Origin of the sequence: Acidithiobacillus sp. M4-SHS-6 (assembly GCF_047421495.1) — a bacterium.
Taxonomy (GTDB): Bacteria; Pseudomonadota; Gammaproteobacteria; order Acidithiobacillales; family Acidithiobacillaceae; genus Acidithiobacillus.
Genome location: NZ_CP175559.1, coordinates 2279027 through 2294700, shown reverse-complemented (window position 1 = coordinate 2294700; position 15674 = coordinate 2279027). Strand labels below are relative to the sequence as shown.

Annotated in this window: 21 protein-coding genes, 1 tRNA gene and 1 pseudogene; 12 read left to right on the top strand and 11 right to left on the bottom strand. The window is 54.4% G+C overall.

Annotated elements, in window-relative coordinates; genetic code table 11:
• The first annotated feature begins 137 nt into the window (after positions 1 to 137).
• Positions 138 to 1445: an OmpP1/FadL family transporter gene (locus tag ACJU26_RS11920; protein WP_414039858.1), complete on the top strand. Its 1308-nt coding sequence runs from the start codon at positions 138 to 140 to the stop codon at positions 1443 to 1445.
• 123 nt (positions 1446 to 1568) lie between these two features.
• Here the strand turns inward: ACJU26_RS11920 and ACJU26_RS11915 are convergent, their stop codons facing one another.
• The 5 genes from ACJU26_RS11915 to ACJU26_RS11895 form a co-directional block, all read right to left on the bottom strand.
• On the bottom strand, positions 1569 to 1946 hold the full coding sequence (locus ACJU26_RS11915; protein WP_414039857.1) for a DUF779 domain-containing protein: 378 nt from the start codon (positions 1944 to 1946) through the stop codon (positions 1569 to 1571).
• A 3-nt stretch (positions 1947 to 1949) separates the two neighbouring features.
• Positions 1950 to 3476 (bottom strand): aldehyde dehydrogenase, encoded by a 1527-nt coding sequence (gene adh / locus ACJU26_RS11910; RefSeq protein ID WP_414039856.1) that lies wholly within the window; start codon positions 3474 to 3476, stop codon positions 1950 to 1952.
• Positions 3477 to 3528: 52 nt separating this feature from the next.
• Positions 3529 to 3999, bottom strand: coding sequence for a sulfur carrier protein DsrE2 (gene dsrE2 / locus ACJU26_RS11905; protein ID WP_414039855.1), 471 nt, complete (start codon positions 3997 to 3999; stop codon positions 3529 to 3531).
• A gap of 38 nt (positions 4000 to 4037) precedes the next feature.
• Positions 4038 to 4268, bottom strand: a complete 231-nt coding sequence (locus ACJU26_RS11900; protein WP_414039854.1) for a sulfurtransferase TusA family protein — start codon at positions 4266 to 4268, stop codon at positions 4038 to 4040.
• Between the two features lie 123 nt (positions 4269 to 4391).
• The gene (locus ACJU26_RS11895; protein ID WP_414039853.1) at positions 4392 to 4958 is read right to left on the bottom strand and encodes a hypothetical protein; all 567 of its coding nucleotides are present in this window, start codon (positions 4956 to 4958) and stop codon (positions 4392 to 4394) included.
• Between the two features lie 302 nt (positions 4959 to 5260).
• Between ACJU26_RS11895 and ACJU26_RS11890 the strand changes: the two genes are divergently transcribed.
• The 10 genes and pseudogenes from ACJU26_RS11890 to ACJU26_RS11845 all read left to right on the top strand — a co-directional run.
• The gene (locus ACJU26_RS11890; RefSeq protein WP_414039852.1) at positions 5261 to 5440 is read left to right on the top strand and encodes a helix-turn-helix domain-containing protein; all 180 of its coding nucleotides are present in this window, start codon (positions 5261 to 5263) and stop codon (positions 5438 to 5440) included.
• The gene (locus ACJU26_RS11885) at positions 5441 to 6433 is read left to right on the top strand and encodes an RNA-guided endonuclease InsQ/TnpB family protein (protein ID WP_414041977.1); all 993 of its coding nucleotides are present in this window, start codon (positions 5441 to 5443) and stop codon (positions 6431 to 6433) included.
• A 269-nt stretch (positions 6434 to 6702) separates the two neighbouring features.
• A complete protein-coding gene (locus ACJU26_RS11880) occupies positions 6703 to 7089 on the top strand; it encodes a VOC family protein (RefSeq protein WP_414039851.1) in 387 nt (128 codons plus the stop codon).
• Positions 7090 to 7316: 227 nt separating this feature from the next.
• Positions 7317 to 7541, top strand: coding sequence for an addiction module protein (locus tag ACJU26_RS11875; RefSeq protein WP_163097870.1), 225 nt, complete (start codon positions 7317 to 7319; stop codon positions 7539 to 7541).
• Positions 7538 to 7831: a type II toxin-antitoxin system RelE/ParE family toxin gene (locus ACJU26_RS11870; protein WP_414039850.1), complete on the top strand. Its 294-nt coding sequence runs from the start codon at positions 7538 to 7540 to the stop codon at positions 7829 to 7831. Before ACJU26_RS11875 ends, ACJU26_RS11870 begins: the two co-directional genes overlap by 4 nt.
• Before the next feature lie 140 nt (positions 7832 to 7971).
• On the top strand, positions 7972 to 8178 hold the full coding sequence (locus ACJU26_RS11865; protein WP_414039849.1) for a type II toxin-antitoxin system HicB family antitoxin: 207 nt from the start codon (positions 7972 to 7974) through the stop codon (positions 8176 to 8178).
• A complete protein-coding gene (locus ACJU26_RS11860) occupies positions 8171 to 8386 on the top strand; it encodes a type II toxin-antitoxin system HicA family toxin (protein ID WP_414039848.1) in 216 nt (71 codons plus the stop codon). Before ACJU26_RS11865 ends, ACJU26_RS11860 begins: the two co-directional genes overlap by 8 nt.
• 40 nt (positions 8387 to 8426) lie before the next feature.
• A complete protein-coding gene (locus ACJU26_RS11855; RefSeq protein ID WP_414039847.1) occupies positions 8427 to 8642 on the top strand; it encodes a glutathione S-transferase N-terminal domain-containing protein in 216 nt (71 codons plus the stop codon).
• Positions 8614 to 8961 carry a DUF2442 domain-containing protein gene (locus tag ACJU26_RS11850; protein ID WP_414039846.1) on the top strand — a complete coding sequence of 116 codons (348 nt, stop codon included), beginning with the start codon at positions 8614 to 8616 and terminating at the stop codon, positions 8959 to 8961. Before ACJU26_RS11855 ends, ACJU26_RS11850 begins: the two co-directional genes overlap by 29 nt.
• 67 nt (positions 8962 to 9028) lie before the next feature.
• Positions 9029 to 9692, top strand: a pseudogene (locus tag ACJU26_RS11845) (alpha-hydroxy-acid oxidizing protein); the annotation flags it as partial.
• A 292-nt stretch (positions 9693 to 9984) separates the two neighbouring features.
• Here the strand turns inward: ACJU26_RS11845 and ACJU26_RS11840 are convergent.
• The 4 genes from ACJU26_RS11840 to ACJU26_RS11825 all read right to left on the bottom strand — a co-directional run bounded on the left by ACJU26_RS11840 (position 9985) and on the right by ACJU26_RS11825 (position 12689).
• On the bottom strand, positions 9985 to 10215 hold the full coding sequence (locus ACJU26_RS11840; RefSeq protein WP_414039845.1) for a tyrosine-type recombinase/integrase: 231 nt from the start codon (positions 10213 to 10215) through the stop codon (positions 9985 to 9987).
• A 483-nt stretch (positions 10216 to 10698) separates the two neighbouring features.
• Positions 10699 to 10774: transfer RNA gene (locus ACJU26_RS11835), tRNA-Ala, on the bottom strand.
• A 121-nt stretch (positions 10775 to 10895) separates the two neighbouring features.
• Positions 10896 to 11903: a class I SAM-dependent methyltransferase gene (locus ACJU26_RS11830; RefSeq protein ID WP_414039844.1), complete on the bottom strand. Its 1008-nt coding sequence runs from the start codon at positions 11901 to 11903 to the stop codon at positions 10896 to 10898.
• 24 nt (positions 11904 to 11927) lie between these two features.
• Complete coding sequence (locus ACJU26_RS11825) at positions 11928 to 12689, bottom strand: sulfite exporter TauE/SafE family protein (RefSeq protein ID WP_414039843.1); 762 nt, start codon at positions 12687 to 12689, stop codon at positions 11928 to 11930.
• A gap of 169 nt (positions 12690 to 12858) precedes the next feature.
• Between ACJU26_RS11825 and ACJU26_RS11820 the strand changes: the two genes are divergently transcribed.
• Positions 12859 to 13806, top strand: a complete 948-nt coding sequence (locus tag ACJU26_RS11820) for a D-alanyl-D-alanine carboxypeptidase family protein (protein WP_414039842.1) — start codon at positions 12859 to 12861, stop codon at positions 13804 to 13806.
• Between the two features lie 4 nt (positions 13807 to 13810).
• Here the strand turns inward: ACJU26_RS11820 and ACJU26_RS11815 are convergent, their stop codons facing one another.
• Entirely contained in the window at positions 13811 to 15349 is a 1539-nt protein-coding gene (locus ACJU26_RS11815) for a DHA2 family efflux MFS transporter permease subunit (protein WP_414039841.1), read from the bottom strand.
• Between the two features lie 165 nt (positions 15350 to 15514).
• Complete coding sequence (locus ACJU26_RS11810; protein WP_414039840.1) at positions 15515 to 15667, bottom strand: hypothetical protein; 153 nt, start codon at positions 15665 to 15667, stop codon at positions 15515 to 15517.
• Positions 15668 to 15674: the final 7 nt, after the last annotated feature.

Sequence of the window (15674 nt, the reverse complement as noted above, 5' to 3'; positions counted from 1 at the left end):
CAAAATATTCATTGAGATATCTGGCAATGTTTTGTTGCAAGAATGGCACAAAAAGATGATACTTTTAGATACTGAATCACGGGTTTTAGGCAATCCAGATAATATCACCGAGTTTTGACGGAAATCGCGAGGAGTAGATGATGAAAAAAACTATCTTGTATGCGGCGGTCGTGGGTGCGATCTCCCTCGGTCTTTCAGCAGATGCTTTTGCAACGAATGGTTATCAGTTGATCGGCATTGGTCAGTATGCCATGGGTATGGGCGGTGCCGTGGTGGCGGCCCCCGATGATCCCCTGTCGGCGGCCATGAGCAATCCTGCCGGTATGGCGCTCCTGAGGCCCCAGGCGGCATTTTCTGCCGAGATTTTCAATCCGATAAGGAAGGGCAATTTTGGTGCAGGTGAGATCGGCAGTCATAGTAATATCTATGGCGTACCCGCCATAGGTTGGGTGGCCCCGGCCTTTGCCAAGAACTGGGTATTCGGCGGTGGCATCTACGGCACATCTGGCATGGGTGTGAACTATTTGCAGAATTTGGCACCAAATCCCAGCATGCCCATGGGCGGGTATGCTCAAGGCTTCAGCAGTATCAACTTCATGGAAATGGCACCTACCGTGGCGTGGAAGGTGAACCATCGCCTGGCCGTTGGTGCCACGCTCAACCTGGCGGCAGAGCAGGTTTCTTTCCAGCAGACCGCGACGCAATATTTCCCTACTGGCATGTCTGCTCCTTATCCAACGTCAGTGCCGGTGCAGGGGGGGTTGAATCTGTCTTCGCCAAGCTGGGCCTACGGTGTGGGCCTTACTGTGGGTGCCTTGTATAGGGTGAATAACATGGTGACATTGGGGGCAACATACAAGTCGCCGATGATCTTTACGCCGGTTACTTGGCAAGCGGGAATACAGAACCTTGGACATGGGGTAGTCGGTGGGCCGGGCCAGTACAGTGCCCATTTGAATTACCCGCAACAGGTTGCTCTCGGTATTGCCATCCGGCCCATTCCGCAATGGCTCGTGAGCGTCGAGGGACAGTGGATCGACTGGCATGACACCATGAACACCTTCAATATCTATGGTCCATGGGAGAACGGGATGTCAGACTTTCCATTGCCCATGCACTGGAAAAACGAGTGGGTGGCCAATATCGGCACACAATATACGGTCAATCACTGGTTGCAGGTGCGTCTCGGTTATTGCCACGGAACTAACCCCATTGGCAACGAAAACATCAGCAATAATGTGATCCTGCCCGCAATCATGACCAATGCCATTACCGCTGGTGCTACCCAGAAGCTTGGGATGGGTTGGAAGCTGACGGAAGCCTATATGCACTCGTTCTCTGTCACCAATACAGGGCAGCCAGGTACGGGTCCATTCGGGCCAGAGGCTCCAAGTACAACCATGTCTGAAAACTCTTACGGCGTTCAGGTCGGTTACGATTTCTGAAGAACACCCCTCCTCAGGGTTAGTGGGAGACGGGCAACCGTCTCCCTTTTTACATTCAAAGCAGCGAAGAGGCACCCCAATATAGCTTCCCATGCTTTGCTTTTCTATTTAATTTCTTTTGTCTTATGAAATGAGGCTCTCTTCTTCTTCGTCGGTGAACAGCCGCGAGCGTGTCAGAAAACGCTTGCCCTCAGAGCCTTCCAATGAAAACATGCCGCCACGTCCTGGAACTACATCAATAATCAACTGGGTGTGTTTCCAGTAATCAAATTGATCCTTATTCATATAGAATGGGACATCACCGATAAAACCGAGCAACTGGTCGTTGTCACCTAGCAGGAATTCTCCATTGGGGTAACACATGGGAGCGCTACCATCGCAGCACCCTCCAGACTGATGAAACATTAACGCGCCATATTTATGTTGCAGCACCTTGATCAACGCTAATGCTGCAGTAGTCGCGATCACACGCGCAGGCGCCTTGATCGCCGGTTCATTCATGACTCAGAAAAATCCCAAAGCTTGTTCACTATAGCTGACCAGCAGATTTTTGGTTTGCTGATAGTGATCCAGCATCATCTTGTGGTTTTCACGGCCAATACCGGATTGTTTATAACCACCGAAGGCCGCGTGTGCAGGATAGGCATGGTAGCAATTTGTCCAGACACGACCGGCTCTTATGGCGCGTCCAGCCTTGAAAGCCGTGTTCAGGTCCCTTGTCCAGACGCCGGCACCGAGGCCATAGAGGGTGTCATTTGCAATGGCGATGGCATCGTCAAAATCCTTGAAAGTCGTAACCGACAGGACCGGTCCAAAGATTTCCTCCTGGAAGATGCGCATCTTGTTGTTGCCTTTGAATATCGTCGGTTTTATATAAAAACCGTCACTCAATTCTCCATTCAGGATGTTGCGCTCTCCACCAATCAGACACTGGGCTCCTTCTTGTCTACCCAGACCCAGATAGGACAGGATTTTCTCCATCTGTTCCTGTGAGGCTTGTGCTCCGATCATGGTAGAGGGATCAAGTGGATTTCCCTGCTTGATGGCAGCAACGCGTTTGAGTGCGCGTTCCATAAAAGCATCATATATCGACTCATGTATCAATGCACGTGAAGGACAAGTGCAAACCTCCCCCTGATTCAGCGCAAACATCGCGAACCCTTCAAGTGCCTTGTCGAAGTAACCATCATCACGAGACATGACATCCGGGAAAAATATGTTCGGAGACTTCCCGCCCAGTTCAAGCGTCACCGGGATGATGTTCTGCGAGGCATACTGCATGATCATTCGACCAGTGGTGGTCTCGCCGGTAAAAGCAATTTTGGCAATACGCTTGTTCGCAGCCAAGGGTTTACCCGCTTCCAATCCGAAACCGTTGACCACGTTGACCACACCCGGAGGCAACAGTTCTCCAATCAACTCCAGTAGCACCAGAATGGAAGCGGGGGTCTGTTCAGCGGGTTTCAGTACCACACAATTGCCTGCGGCAAGGGCTGGCGCCAGTTTCCAAACGGCCATAAGAATCGGAAAGTTCCAAGGGATGATTTGACCGACTACCCCGAGCGGTTCCTTGAAGTGGTATGCATAGGTATCATGATCGATTTCGCTGATTCCCCCTTCCTCAGCGCGTAGACAACCAGCGAAATAGCGGAAGTGATCAATGGCCAGGGGCAGGTCTGCGGCCTTGGTTTCGCGGATTGGCTTACCATTATCCCAGGTTTCAACGGTAGCGAGCAGGTCGAGATTTTGTTCCATGCGATCCGCGATACGGTTGAGGATTGTCGCACGCTCAGCAGGGGAGGTGAGTGCCCAGGCATCCTTCGCGGCATGCGCCGCGTCCAGAGCCAGTTCAATATCCGCTCCTTGTGAGCGCGGCACTTCGCATAAAACTCGACCTGTTACCGGGGTGATATTTTCAAAATATTGTCCTCCTACAGGTTCAGTCCATCGGCCATTGATGAAGTTTCCATAACGTGCTTTGAAGTATAGGGTTGGATCCGATGCAGAAGTTTTGTTTGTTTGAGCTGACATGACAATCACTGCCTCCATGCTTTTATGATGTAATTTTATAAGTATATCACCATCAGATAAAAAGAGTGATATCAGCGTCGCCAGCGAACTCAAAAAAAGTGGCTGCACCACCCAATTCAATACCTTCGATAAAGTCAGCGGTATCAAACTCAAAAAGATCTACGGTCATCTGGCAAGCGATCATGTGCACTTCAGCCTCCAGACAAAGCTCACGCAATTCATCCAGACGAGCCACGCCCTTGGCTTTCATTTTATTCTTCATCATGGAAGTCGCCATGGCTTCCATACCCGGAACTACCATCAACAGCGTGGGCATGGGTACGGGCATGGGCATGGCTGGATTCCCCAAGGGACTGACACGCAGATGACGGAGGTCTTTCTTCAGTAACTGCAAGCCATAAAAGGTAAAGAATATCTCTACGTTATAACCCAGAGCGGCTGCGGTGGAGGCCAGAATGAAGGGAGGATAGGCCCAATCCAAGGTCCCTTTTGTGGCGATAATAGCTAATTTCTTCTCGTCCATTTCAACTCCTCACTGGCACTTATTCCAATCTTTATCAATTAGGCCTTCTGAATGAAGAAGATAAACTCACCACCCGCCTCCGCATGATCCAGAAGCGGGTTCTTGGTCTGTTTGGAAAATGCTTCGAAATCCTTTACGGCCCCTGGGTCGGTAGCCACAATCTTCAATACCTGACCGGAACTGAGTTCGCCGAGCGCTTTCTTGGCGCGCAGGATAGGCAATGGGCAATTCAGGCCACGTGCGTCGAGTACTTGATCTTCTTGTACCATTGGTTCACCTCCTGACATTATTCTGACAACCTGAAAGAAAACGTAGCGCGGAATATCCACGGCACCGAGGCGATGAAATGGCTCGAAGTCACAATATTTGCACTTCGTCCAACCATACCTTCATCACGATCCAGCGCCTGGAACAGTAGCCGGTGTTTCTTTGACCAGTTTCAGGAACGTTGCAAATGGCCCCATGTTTTCCATGGCTTCTAGTTTCGGTCCCTTGAAATTGAGGCGTCCAAACATCATGGCCAACATGGGCGATCCCATGTGATACCAGTCATGCGTAGTCGCCCACATTTTGTAGTCGTAGTTGTAATTCAGTTTGTTGACCTTGACGGCACCACCATAAATACATTCCGCCTTGCCATTTCTCAAAGCGACTTCAAGTTGTACCGGTGGGGTGGTTTTCATGTTGGAGTCAGAAAGCTCCATCACCTTATAACCTGTTCCACCGTTATTTTTCACCCATGATCCAGCGAGTTTTTCCGTCAGTGTGCGGTTTTTGTTCCAGGCCATGCAGAGTTCATGTGCCCAACTGGGGGACATGAAAGCAGGGGCGGCAACATGACTATTAACTGTTGTGGTAACAGCAGTACTCGAATCTGCATCAGCTGCTGTAGCCATGGTCAACGCGGTCAACCCCAGCCCCAACATAGTTATCATCTGCCATTTCTTTAACATATCCATCACCTCCTATTGGGAATAGATAGTCCATTTAAAAAGGAAATGGAAGAATAAATAATTTATAGATAGACAATATCGTTTATATTAAAAAATAAGAAGTTATTTATTATTTGAAGAAGATAACTTCATTAGAAGGTGCTCAGATATTCACGCTGGATTTGCGCTAAATATCGCAAAATGGCATCCCGCCACCCAGATCGGCTCCATTCTGCAGCCAGGCTAAGAAAGCCCCGTATGACAAAGGTGCGGCAAGCCCCGCCGTTCAGGGCGGGGAAGGATAGCGGCGCAGCCGTCCTTGGGTTTCAGTGTGGTGTCTGCTGCGCCGCTTTGCTGGTTCATGCCGGGTCGTGTTCAATGAGGCGCTGAACTTGCAGAAGAAGCATTACGAGGCAGGCGAGAAAAAGCTCGGCTACCCCGGGCTGTGCAAGGAACTCACGGCATGGCGTAACGGCGCACCACTACCCTCAGGGCGCACGGCCCCTTGACTGGCCGATGCACCCGTCCACCCGCTGCAACAGACACTCAAGGACCTGGAGCGCGCCTATGCCAACTTCTTCGCCAAGCGTGCCGCGTTTCCGCGCTTCAAGAAAAAAGGACGTTCCGACCGCTTCCGCTACCCAGAGCCGAAGCAGATCAAGCTCGATCAGGGCAACAGCCGCGTCTTTCTGCCCAAGCTCGGCTGGCTGCGCTACCGCAACAGCCGGGAGGCGTTGGGTGCGGTAAGGAACGTCACCGTATCGGCCAACGGCGGCAAATGGTTCATGAGCATCCAGACCGAACGTGCAGTTCAAGATCCTGCGCATCCTGCCTCCAGCATCGTCGGTGTGGACATGGGCGTGGCGAACTTCGCCGCTCTGTCCACCGGCGAGATCATTGCCCCGGTGGATGCACGCAAACGCCATGCACAGAGGCTCGCGCGGTATCAACGCGCCATGAGCCGCAAACAGAAGTTCTCCCGCAACTGGATCAAGGCCAAAGCCCGCGTCCAGAAGCTCCATACCCGGATCGGCAATATCCGGCGCGACCATCTGCACAAGCTCTCCACGACACTCAGCCAAAACCACGCGGGCATTGTGATCGAGGATTTGCAGGTACGGAATATGTCCAGGTCAGCGTCGGGAACCGTCGAGCAACCGGGCAGAAACACCCGCGCCAAGGCGGGACTGAACCGTTCCATTCTCGATCAGGAATGGTTCGAGTTCCGCCGACAGCTTGAGTACAAGCAGGCATGGCGCGGCGGGATCGTGGTGGCGGTCAATCCACGGAACACCAGCCGGACCTGTCCGGCCTGTGGGCATGTGGCAAAGGAGAGTCGCACCACCCAATCCCGATTTGAGTGCGTTGCTTGCGGCCACACGGCACATGCCGACGTGAACGCCGCTAGCAACATACTGGCGGCAGGGCATGCCGTCATGGCCTGTGGGAGGGGATGTCAGCCTCTACACGCGCCTCGGTGCGTGTTGGAGCAGCCCCGATGAAGCAGGAACCCGCCGAAGCGACTCCGTGCCTTGTGCATTGAGCGCCGTAGGAATCTCCGTCCTTCAGTCCTTTAGGGCGGGGAGGATGTCAAGCAGTCGCAGCGCATCCCGTACTTGCTCCAGCAACCGTGGTTGGCGAATCAGGGTGTTTGTAGTGCCCGTTGTAGCCATGTACGCTCACTCATGTTAGTCTGCAGTTACCCATGTGACACAGCACTATGGTGCAGTACAATTTACGTTAGGCCACCGAGGCCACCGATTCACCAGGTATGCAGATAGATCGCATCGACCACATCGTGCTCACAGTCGCCGACATCTCAGCGACCTGCGAGTTCTACTCCCGCGTCCTCGGCATGCGAGTGATCTCCTTCGCTGGCGAGCGCAAGGCACTAGCCTTCGGTCGCCAGAAGGTCAACCTTCATGCCCACGGTCGAGAGTTCGAGCCAAAAGCTTCGCTTCCCACTCCGGGCTCCGCAGATCTCTGCCTCATAGCCTCTACGCCAATTCCGGAGGTCGTCTCACACCTTCAGAATTGTGGCGTCCCAGTCATTGAAGGGCCGGTCACGCGCACCGGTGCCACCGGGCCAATAACCTCAGTGTACTTCCGAGATCCGGACGCGAACCTCATAGAGGTCTCCAACTATGCGGTGGCCTAACCCTTCGTTGCACCCGAAGTGCTACAGCGGGCTTCGCCCGCTTGCGCACTCGGGTGAACTCAAACGTTGGAACGGACGTTCCGCGCAAACGTAGTGCCAGCCGACGAGTCCATATTGGCGGAACGCCGCTCAACTCAGTCACGTTGGGCATCTCGTTGGACATTTCCCCTTCACTCGGCACCAAACTCGCGGTATAACTTTATATTATCTTTACGGAGACATTAGCCATGGGAAATCAACTCGAATTGCTCGAAGCCGAAGCCCTGAAACTAACTGCAGGGGAGCGCGCAGCTTTCGCTCAGCTATTGCTCGCTAGTCTCGACGAAGATACCGAGATTGAGGAAGCGTGGGCCGCCGAAACCGAGCGCAGAATTGCTGACATCGAAAGTGGGGTGTTGCAAGTCATTCCAATTGCTGACGCTCTGGCACAGGTCCGTGCAGCGCTGAAGTGAAGCTCGTCGTTGCTCCACCGGCGCTCGCCGAACTGCATGACGCAGCAGCATTCTATACGCTGAAGGCGGGTGTCGAGCTTGGTCTCGCGCTTGTGGCTGAGTTTGAACGAACGGCCAATCTCGTTCTGGACAACCCTCTGCTTGGTGTTGCGTTCCGAAGCAAGCGCCGACGATATATTTTCCGTCGATTCCCATATAGCATCATCTATCAGGTCACCGCAGAGGAGCTTCGAATTCTCGCCGTGGCGCATCACAGGCGTCGTCCCGGCTACTGGGCGCAACGGAAGTAGTACGCAGTGTCACTTCGATCAGCGATGCCCAACCCATCGTTCAAGCGGGACGCGCCAAAAGCGGCGCACCCCTTAACTACACGTTAGGCACCGCTGGTCGGATTGAGTTAAAATCATTTTTTCTCCACTGGAGGCAAGCCATGGAACTAACCGCCGTACTTACCCCCGCCGAGGAGGGCGGCTACGTTGCTTTGAATCCAGAAACTGGCACCACTACACAAGGTGAAACCGTCGAGGAGGCTATCGCCAACCTCCAAGAGGCTACGACGCTCTATCTGTCCGAGTTTCCTATCCCCGCGCCAGGACATCCGCTGGTAACCACATTCAGCGTTACTGCCCATGCCTAAGCTGCCTCACGTTTCGGGGGCTGCCATAGTACGGGCATTGGAGCGCCTGGGGTTCCAGAAGCTTCGCCAATCCGGAAGCCATGTCATCATGCGCCGTGGCTCCAAAGGCTGTGTCGTTCCCATGCACAGCGAAGTCAAAGTGGGCACGTTGGCAGGTGTCTTGCGTCAGGCGGACGTATCGCCTGACGAGTTCATCGCGGCCTTGTAACCGTGGTGCCCAATTTACGTTAGCCGTCACAGGAGGTCCCTTGAAGCTCATCGGCATGCTCGACTCACCCTACGTTCGCCGCGTAGCAATCTCCCTTCAGCTTCTCGGCCTGAAGTTCGAGCACCAGTCCCTCTCGGTTTTCCGTGGCTTCGCGGAGTTCCAGCAGATCAACCCGGTGGTCAAGGCACCCACCTTCGACTGCGACGGTCATTTGCAGGAGATCACCGATGCCTGGAACAAATACTTTGGCCGCTGAGGTCACGCACGTCTCAAAGCATGGATTCTGGTTGCTACTCGGTGAGGAAGAATTGTTGTTGCCGTTTTCCGAGTTCCCATGGTTCAGGCAGGCCACCATCGAACAAATCTGTGCCGTGGAATGGCCCAGCCCCGATCATGTCTATTGGCCGCAATTGGATATCGACTTGTTCGCCGAGTCCATTCGCCATCCCGAGCGTTTTCCGTTGATGTCAAAAGCCACGGCTAACACTGGCTCCAGGGGGCGCGCCGAAAGCGGCGCGCCCCCGAGCTTGAACGTTGGGCGTCTGGCTGCGAGCTGCTATACTATAGCGCATTAGGAGAGCGTCATGAAAACCTTTACCACCGTTGTGGTAAAGTGCTCTGAAACCGGTCTCTACGTTGGTGTGGGACGTGGGTCTGAACGGGCGGCCCCACGATCTGGGGAATATCTCCGCCTATCTGGGGAAACCCATCGGACTGGAAGATTACATCGGCTGGCTGGCAAAAAACTTCGATCCCTCGATTTCCTGGAAAGATTTGGAGTGGATTCGCGAGTTCTGGGGCGGACCGATGGTGATCAAGGGCATCCTCGACCCGGAAGACGCCCGCGACGCGGTGCGCTTTGGTGCGGACGGTATTGTGGTATCCAACCACGGCGGTCGCCAGTTGGACGGGGTGCTCTCGTCGGCGCGCGCCCTGCCTGCCATTGCCGAGGCAGGTGAAAGGGGACATCGCCATTCTTGCCGATAGTGGTGTTCGTACCGGTCTCGATGTCGTACGCATGATTGCGCTGGGCGCTGATAGCGTACTGTTGGGTCGTCCCTATCTGTATGCGCTGGCCACCAGCGGTCAGGCGGGCGTGGCAAACCTGCTTAACCTTATCGAGAACGAGATGAAGGTGGCGATGACGCTGACTGGAACGAAGTCGATCAAAGAAATCAACAAAGATTCATTGGTCCATAAACCGGCAGCAATGTTATTCCCTCACGATGAGGATGCAGATGCCCTCCTTGATGAGGGTGTTGATGTTGTCAAAAGTGAATTGTTAAATAGATTCCAAAATAGCTAGCGGCCTGTCAAAGTGTTACGGTCTGGCAATATGTAGCCACCGAGCAAAAAATCTCCTTCACGGGGATTTCTCTAAATATGACACAAGGCTAGGCTCTTCAATCGAGTCACGACTTTTGGAGCACCATATCCGAAACGATGTGCGGATAAAAGCCTTCGTACATCGAAATTCTTCAATTTTTATTTTGCCCACACGTGAGCATGCTGTCATACGCCATGCTTGCCACTGCCCCGCAGCCTTCAACCGGTTAGCGCACTTCAGCGAGTCGAAAGTTCACGCTGCCATGATGTCGTCACCCCAACAACTTCGCCAGATCCTCCGCCCGCAGGTGCGTGTATCGCTTCAGCATCTGCAAGGTCTTGTGGCCGGTAATGGCCGCCACCTGCATCGGGTTCAAGCCCTTCTCGAAGAAGCGGCTGGTGGCCTCGTGGCGCAGGTCGTGGAAGCGTAAGTCATCAATGGCTGCGCGGTGACAGGCGCGAGCAAAGGCTTGTGTGATGCTATCTGCCCTGACACCCCACACTCACTATCCATGCGGCGGGGTAAGGCATCTAGTACGGCCAAGGCGCGACTGGAGAGCGGTACTCGGCCGGATCGTCAGTTTTGGAATCTGGCACTGAAAGCACATGTTTCCTCATATCTACATGCCGCCAGAGCATTACAGCACCCTTTTTGCGACTGGATACTTCTTTCGAGTAGCGATCCAGAGCTTCTGCCAGGGTAGTGTTCTCAGCCTCGCTCCGATTGATTGCACCAGACGCTCCGGAGCATTTCACTCTCTGTGATCTTGGCCCAGGACTCGGCATCTCTCTTTGACCGGAATGTCCGCGTCTGGGACGGAAACCCACGTTTGCGAATGATGGCTTGCCAGCCAATCACGTTTTTATCCTGATCCATTCTGGGGTTGATGGTCGCCATGCTGCACCTTGTTTCAGGGCTAAGGGCGCATAATTGCAGCGAAAAACAACAAGGGGTTAGGGCATTTCGCCTAACCCCTTGTTTTATTTGGTGGAGCGGAGGAGGATCGAACTCCCGACCTTCGCATTGCGAACGCGACGCTCTCCCAGCTGAGCTACCGCCCCCATTGCCGCGTAGGATAAGGGCAACTCTGTCGTAATGCAATGGGTGACACGGCCGTGGGGCCTGCCCGCGATCAGCACTTGCCTGACAGAACACCGCACGCCGCGCCGGGAGATCTGGGCGTTAGGCCCGACCGACCACCACAACATCACTACCAAAGGGGAATATTTCTGGTTTCAATCCCGCCTCGCTGAGGGCTGCGGCAATTTCCTCAGGATGCAGGAAATGGTTGCCCTGCACATGCTCGGTCAGATTTTGAAAGGCCATGCCCCGTAGCGGCGGCTCACGCAGCACGCGGTGATCGTCGGGCCAGGCTGGCTCCCAGATGACGATGGCGCCTTCAGGTTTCAGGCTGGCGTGCAGTCGCTGAAAAATCTCACCACGGTCTTCCCAGACATGATGCAGGGCGCGATTCATGGCGATGAGATCGGCGGGCCCCGGCAAGGAAAACTGATGGATATCGCCTTCATTAAAATGCAGGCGATCCGCAACACCCTCGCTTTGGGCTTTTTCCGTCGCCTGGCGGATGTTTTCGGCGAAGCCATCTAGCCCCAGACCGTGCAGATGTCCGCAGCGTGCGGCGAGTGCCCGCAAATACCAGCCATTGCCGCATCCCAGGTCCACCGCCAGCCCACCGCGTGCGTCGACTTCGGCAAAGATGGGGACGGCCGGGCAGATTTTCTCCTCGAATGTCTTGCGAAAATTGTTCTCCAGCATCAGCCCGAACCAGGGCAGAATGGTTTCCCGTTCAGCTAGCACCTGTTCGCCCGGTCGTTCACCGGTGCGCATCAGCCCCGCGGCGCGCTCGGCCATGTGCGCCGACAATACCGAACCCATTGCTGTAGCCATCCGGCTGCCCGGTACTTCCGGGCGCATGCTGTCACCATCCTCGCTGAGTTGCCAACGATCCTGGGCATTGAGTTCCAGCCAGCCAAAAGCATAAGCGGCATCACACCAACGCCGGACGTAACCTTCATCCATGCCGGCTTGTTCGGCGAGGCGATGGGTGTCTGCCTGCTGAAGCTGGTGCAGGGCACTGAACAGTCCATTGACGACGCCAATGAAGGCAATATTCAGGGACTGTGCGCCCTGGGCCTGTTGTCTGAGTTCGTCCATGCTGCGTAAAGCCATGTAGTCTCCTTGTCATTCAATGGGTTAAATGAGATATTTCAGTCCGACCAGGGTCAGTAAAGCCAAGGTTCCCAATAAAAACGTGCGTTGATTGATGCGCATGTGCAGGCGATTCCCTGCCCAGAGTCCCAGCAGTACAGGCGGAATCAGCATCAGGAATCCCACCGCCAGTTGCCAGGTCAACAGGGCCAGGGCAACGTACATGAATCCGCGCAGGATATTGTCCGTCAGGGCAATTCCCTGAAAGGTGGCGCGAAATGCGCGTTTGTCCAGATGGCGCATCTGCAGATAAGCCACCATGGGCGGCCCGCCGCCACCATAGAGGCTACCCACCACGCCCCCGAAAATACCCAGGGGCGTTCCCCAAGGCAGGCTGATGCGGGGCAGGCGGTCGGGCTTCATGACAAGGGCATAGACCACATAGGCGAGAATGAATACCCCTAGAAAACGCGTGAGATTCTGGGCGTCGGTATCCGCGAGGATGTAGGAGCCGATGGCCAAACCGACAATGCTGCCGGGAATCAGCCAGCGTAACTCCGGCCAGTGCATCTCCCGAAAATCATAGGCGCCGAGGAGCACCGAACCCAGTAAATCCAGCAGCAGGACCACAGGAACCACTTCCTTGATGGGGAAAATCAAGGTGAGCAGCGCCACGGAAATCAGTCCGGAGCCAAAGCCAATCACCGCCCGGACATAAAATGCCACAAGAACGATGATTCCGGCGAGGGTCCAGAGAAGAGGAGAATGAGCGAGAGTGGCATAGGAAAGGGATGCATGTAAGTTCATACCGACCAGTCTATAAGTTTTGTGGAATGCCTGCCATATCCTGCAGGACAGAAGCATTGAAAAAGGAGGGAACTCTATAGGCATTTCAGAAAAAATAGCCTAATATGACATTATCCTGAGAAGTTGCTTTAAAACTTTTTGCATTCTGTTGATGGGGGAGGGTTGACCCATGCTGCCGCATCTGTTTGCTAACGCTGCATTTTTATTGGAAAAACGGCGCTCTTCCGGACGCTATATCGGGTTCTGGACTTTAGTCTTATTGGGCTGGGCACTGGTTTTGAGCATTCCCGCCGCGCAGGCTGACGACAGCGGCCAGCCGTCCATTGATGCTCGCGCCTACATTCTGATGAATGCCCAAACCGGGGCCATCATCGCGGCCAAAAATGCCTATCAACCCTACGCCATTGCCAGCATTACCAAGCTCATGACCCTGTACCTGCTTTTCAAGGACATCAACGCCGGGGGCTTGCGCCTGAACCAGGAATTTGTGCCGTGTCAGGCAGCCCTGCAAACAGGGGGATCGAGCATGTTCATGCACCCCGGATTGCGTTTTTCCGTGGCGCAGATGATTTTGGGCATGACGGTTCCTTCGGGTAATGATGCCGCCGTCGAAGCGGCCCATCTGGTGGCCGGCAGTGTACCGGCTTTTGTGCGCGAGATGAACCAAACCGCCCGCAAAATCGGCATGTTATCCACCACCTTTTATGATCCGGACGGCCTGCCCCATCCCAATAATACCGCCAGTCCCTATGATATTGCGCTGCTGGCCCGTCGCATCATGACGGATTTTCCCCAGTACATGCATTTTTTCAATCATGAAAATTTCACCTACGCTGGCATTACCAGTCCCAATCCCAACCTGCTGGTTGGTCGTGTCCCCTTCATTACGGGCATGAAAAGTGGTTATACCAACGCCGCAGGTCACTGTCTGGTTGCGACCGGCACCCAGAATGGGGTACAACTCATTGCCGTTATTTTGGGAGTGCCTTCATTTACCGATGAAAACCGGGGTTTTTGGAAGGCCTCCTGGCAAAGCCTGAAATTATTGGATTGGGGCTTTGCCCGGACGCTCTGGTTGCCCGCCACCCCGCGTCTGGAAAAAATCTCGGCGCCCTGAGGGGTTATTCCTGAAGGGGAGGGCTCGTTTCGGTGTTGCCACCCTTTTCGTGCGGTGGTTTTTTCAGAAGTAAAATCAATGGGATCATCGCCAGGAAACCGTAAAACACCAGCACGAAAGCATCCAGTGTGCCGCGCATATTCGCCTGACTATACAGCACCACATTCCCCAGCACATGCCAAGTGGTTGGGTTCTGGGTCATTCCAGCGGCTGCCAGATATTGATGCAATGCCGGATTGAAAGGATTGATGAACTTGCCCATCTGGTTCCAGCTTACCTGGGTTTCCTGACTCATGACGGTGGATACAATGGCAATACCCACGCTGCCACCCAGGGTCCGCATCAGGTTGAAAATCCCGGAGCCTTCCGCTTGTTGCGATTTTTTGAGGGTCGTGAACGCCAGGGTAAACAAGGGAATGGTCACCAGACCAAAACCGATTCCCCGGATGAAGCTGGGCCAGATCACCCAGTCCATGTTGATGTTGAGGTTATAAAGCGTGGTGAAGTAGGTGCCAAAAGCGCCGATGACAATGCCGACGAAGACGATATTGCGGGGATTGATGCCCCGGCCGAGCAGTCGCCCCGCCAGCATCATGGCCAGCATCGCCCCAATGCCCTGGGGGGCCATGACCAACCCGGCAGTGAAGGCCTCGTAGTGCATGAGACTCTCCAGCATGATCGGCAGGATCACCATGGTGCCAAAAAGCGCCAGACCAAATATGCCAATCCCCATGCTGCCGATGGCCAGATTACGATCTTTGAGCAGGCGCAAATCCACTACCGGATGTTTCACGGTCAGGGAGCGCCATACAAAAAACAGCAATCCGAGTGCGGTGATCAGGGTAAGGATGATAATGGTTTGTGAACTGAACCAGTCATCCTGATCGCCGAGGCTGAGGATGGCTTGCAGGGAACCCAGACCCAAAGCCATCAGTCCGAATCCGGTCCAGTCTACCGGGCGGGGATTGGGACTTTTGCCGCCATCGGGCACGTTCTGCATGAGCAGGAAGGCGAGAATGCCAAAGGGGATGTTGACGTAAAAAACCCAGCGCCAACTCAATGTGTCGGTGAGGTATCCACCCAGTGTCGGACCCAGGATCGGCCCAAGCATGATTCCCATGCCCAGTATGGCCATGGCCTGCCCGCGTTTGTTGGGCGGATAGGCGCCCAGCATGATGGTTTGTCCTACGGGTGCCAGGGACGCCCCGAAAATACCCTGCAGAAAGCGCCAGAGCACAATTTCGGTGAGGCTATGGGCTTGTCCGCAAAGCGCTGAGGCAATCACGAAACCGACCACACTCCAGAGCATGATGTTGCGCTGTCCGTAGCGTTCCACCAGAAGGCCGGTGAGGGGAAGCACAATGACATTAGCGACCATATACGAGGTGAGTACCCAGGTGATCTGGTCACTGTTGGCCTGTAGTGAGCCGCGCATGTGAGTAAGGGCGACATTGACGATCGTCAGGTCCAGAACCTGCATGACCACGGCAAGCATGACTGCCACCGTGATGGCCAGGGGAGATGTAGACTGCTCTTGCGTCACCCGTTGGGCTCCTTGTTAAGGATGATATATCAATCAGATACCGACCGTTCGGTCAGCCAGTATAGTGACCAATAAGTCGAGTCGCAAGGACTTTGCCCGTCAGCGGATCATCAGCCGCATCGAAAAAAACCGGCCACGGGGGCCGGTTGCGGAGGAGGAAAATCATCAGGCAGCACGCGGTACCGCCAGATCCCGCAGGTCCTCGTTATTCATGAACGCCTGACGCAGTTCCTCATCGGAAACATCGGCGAAGCAATAGCCCGCTTCTTCCAGTTGGTACACCAAAGCAATCATTGCAAATTCCTGTTCCATTTCCATGACCTTT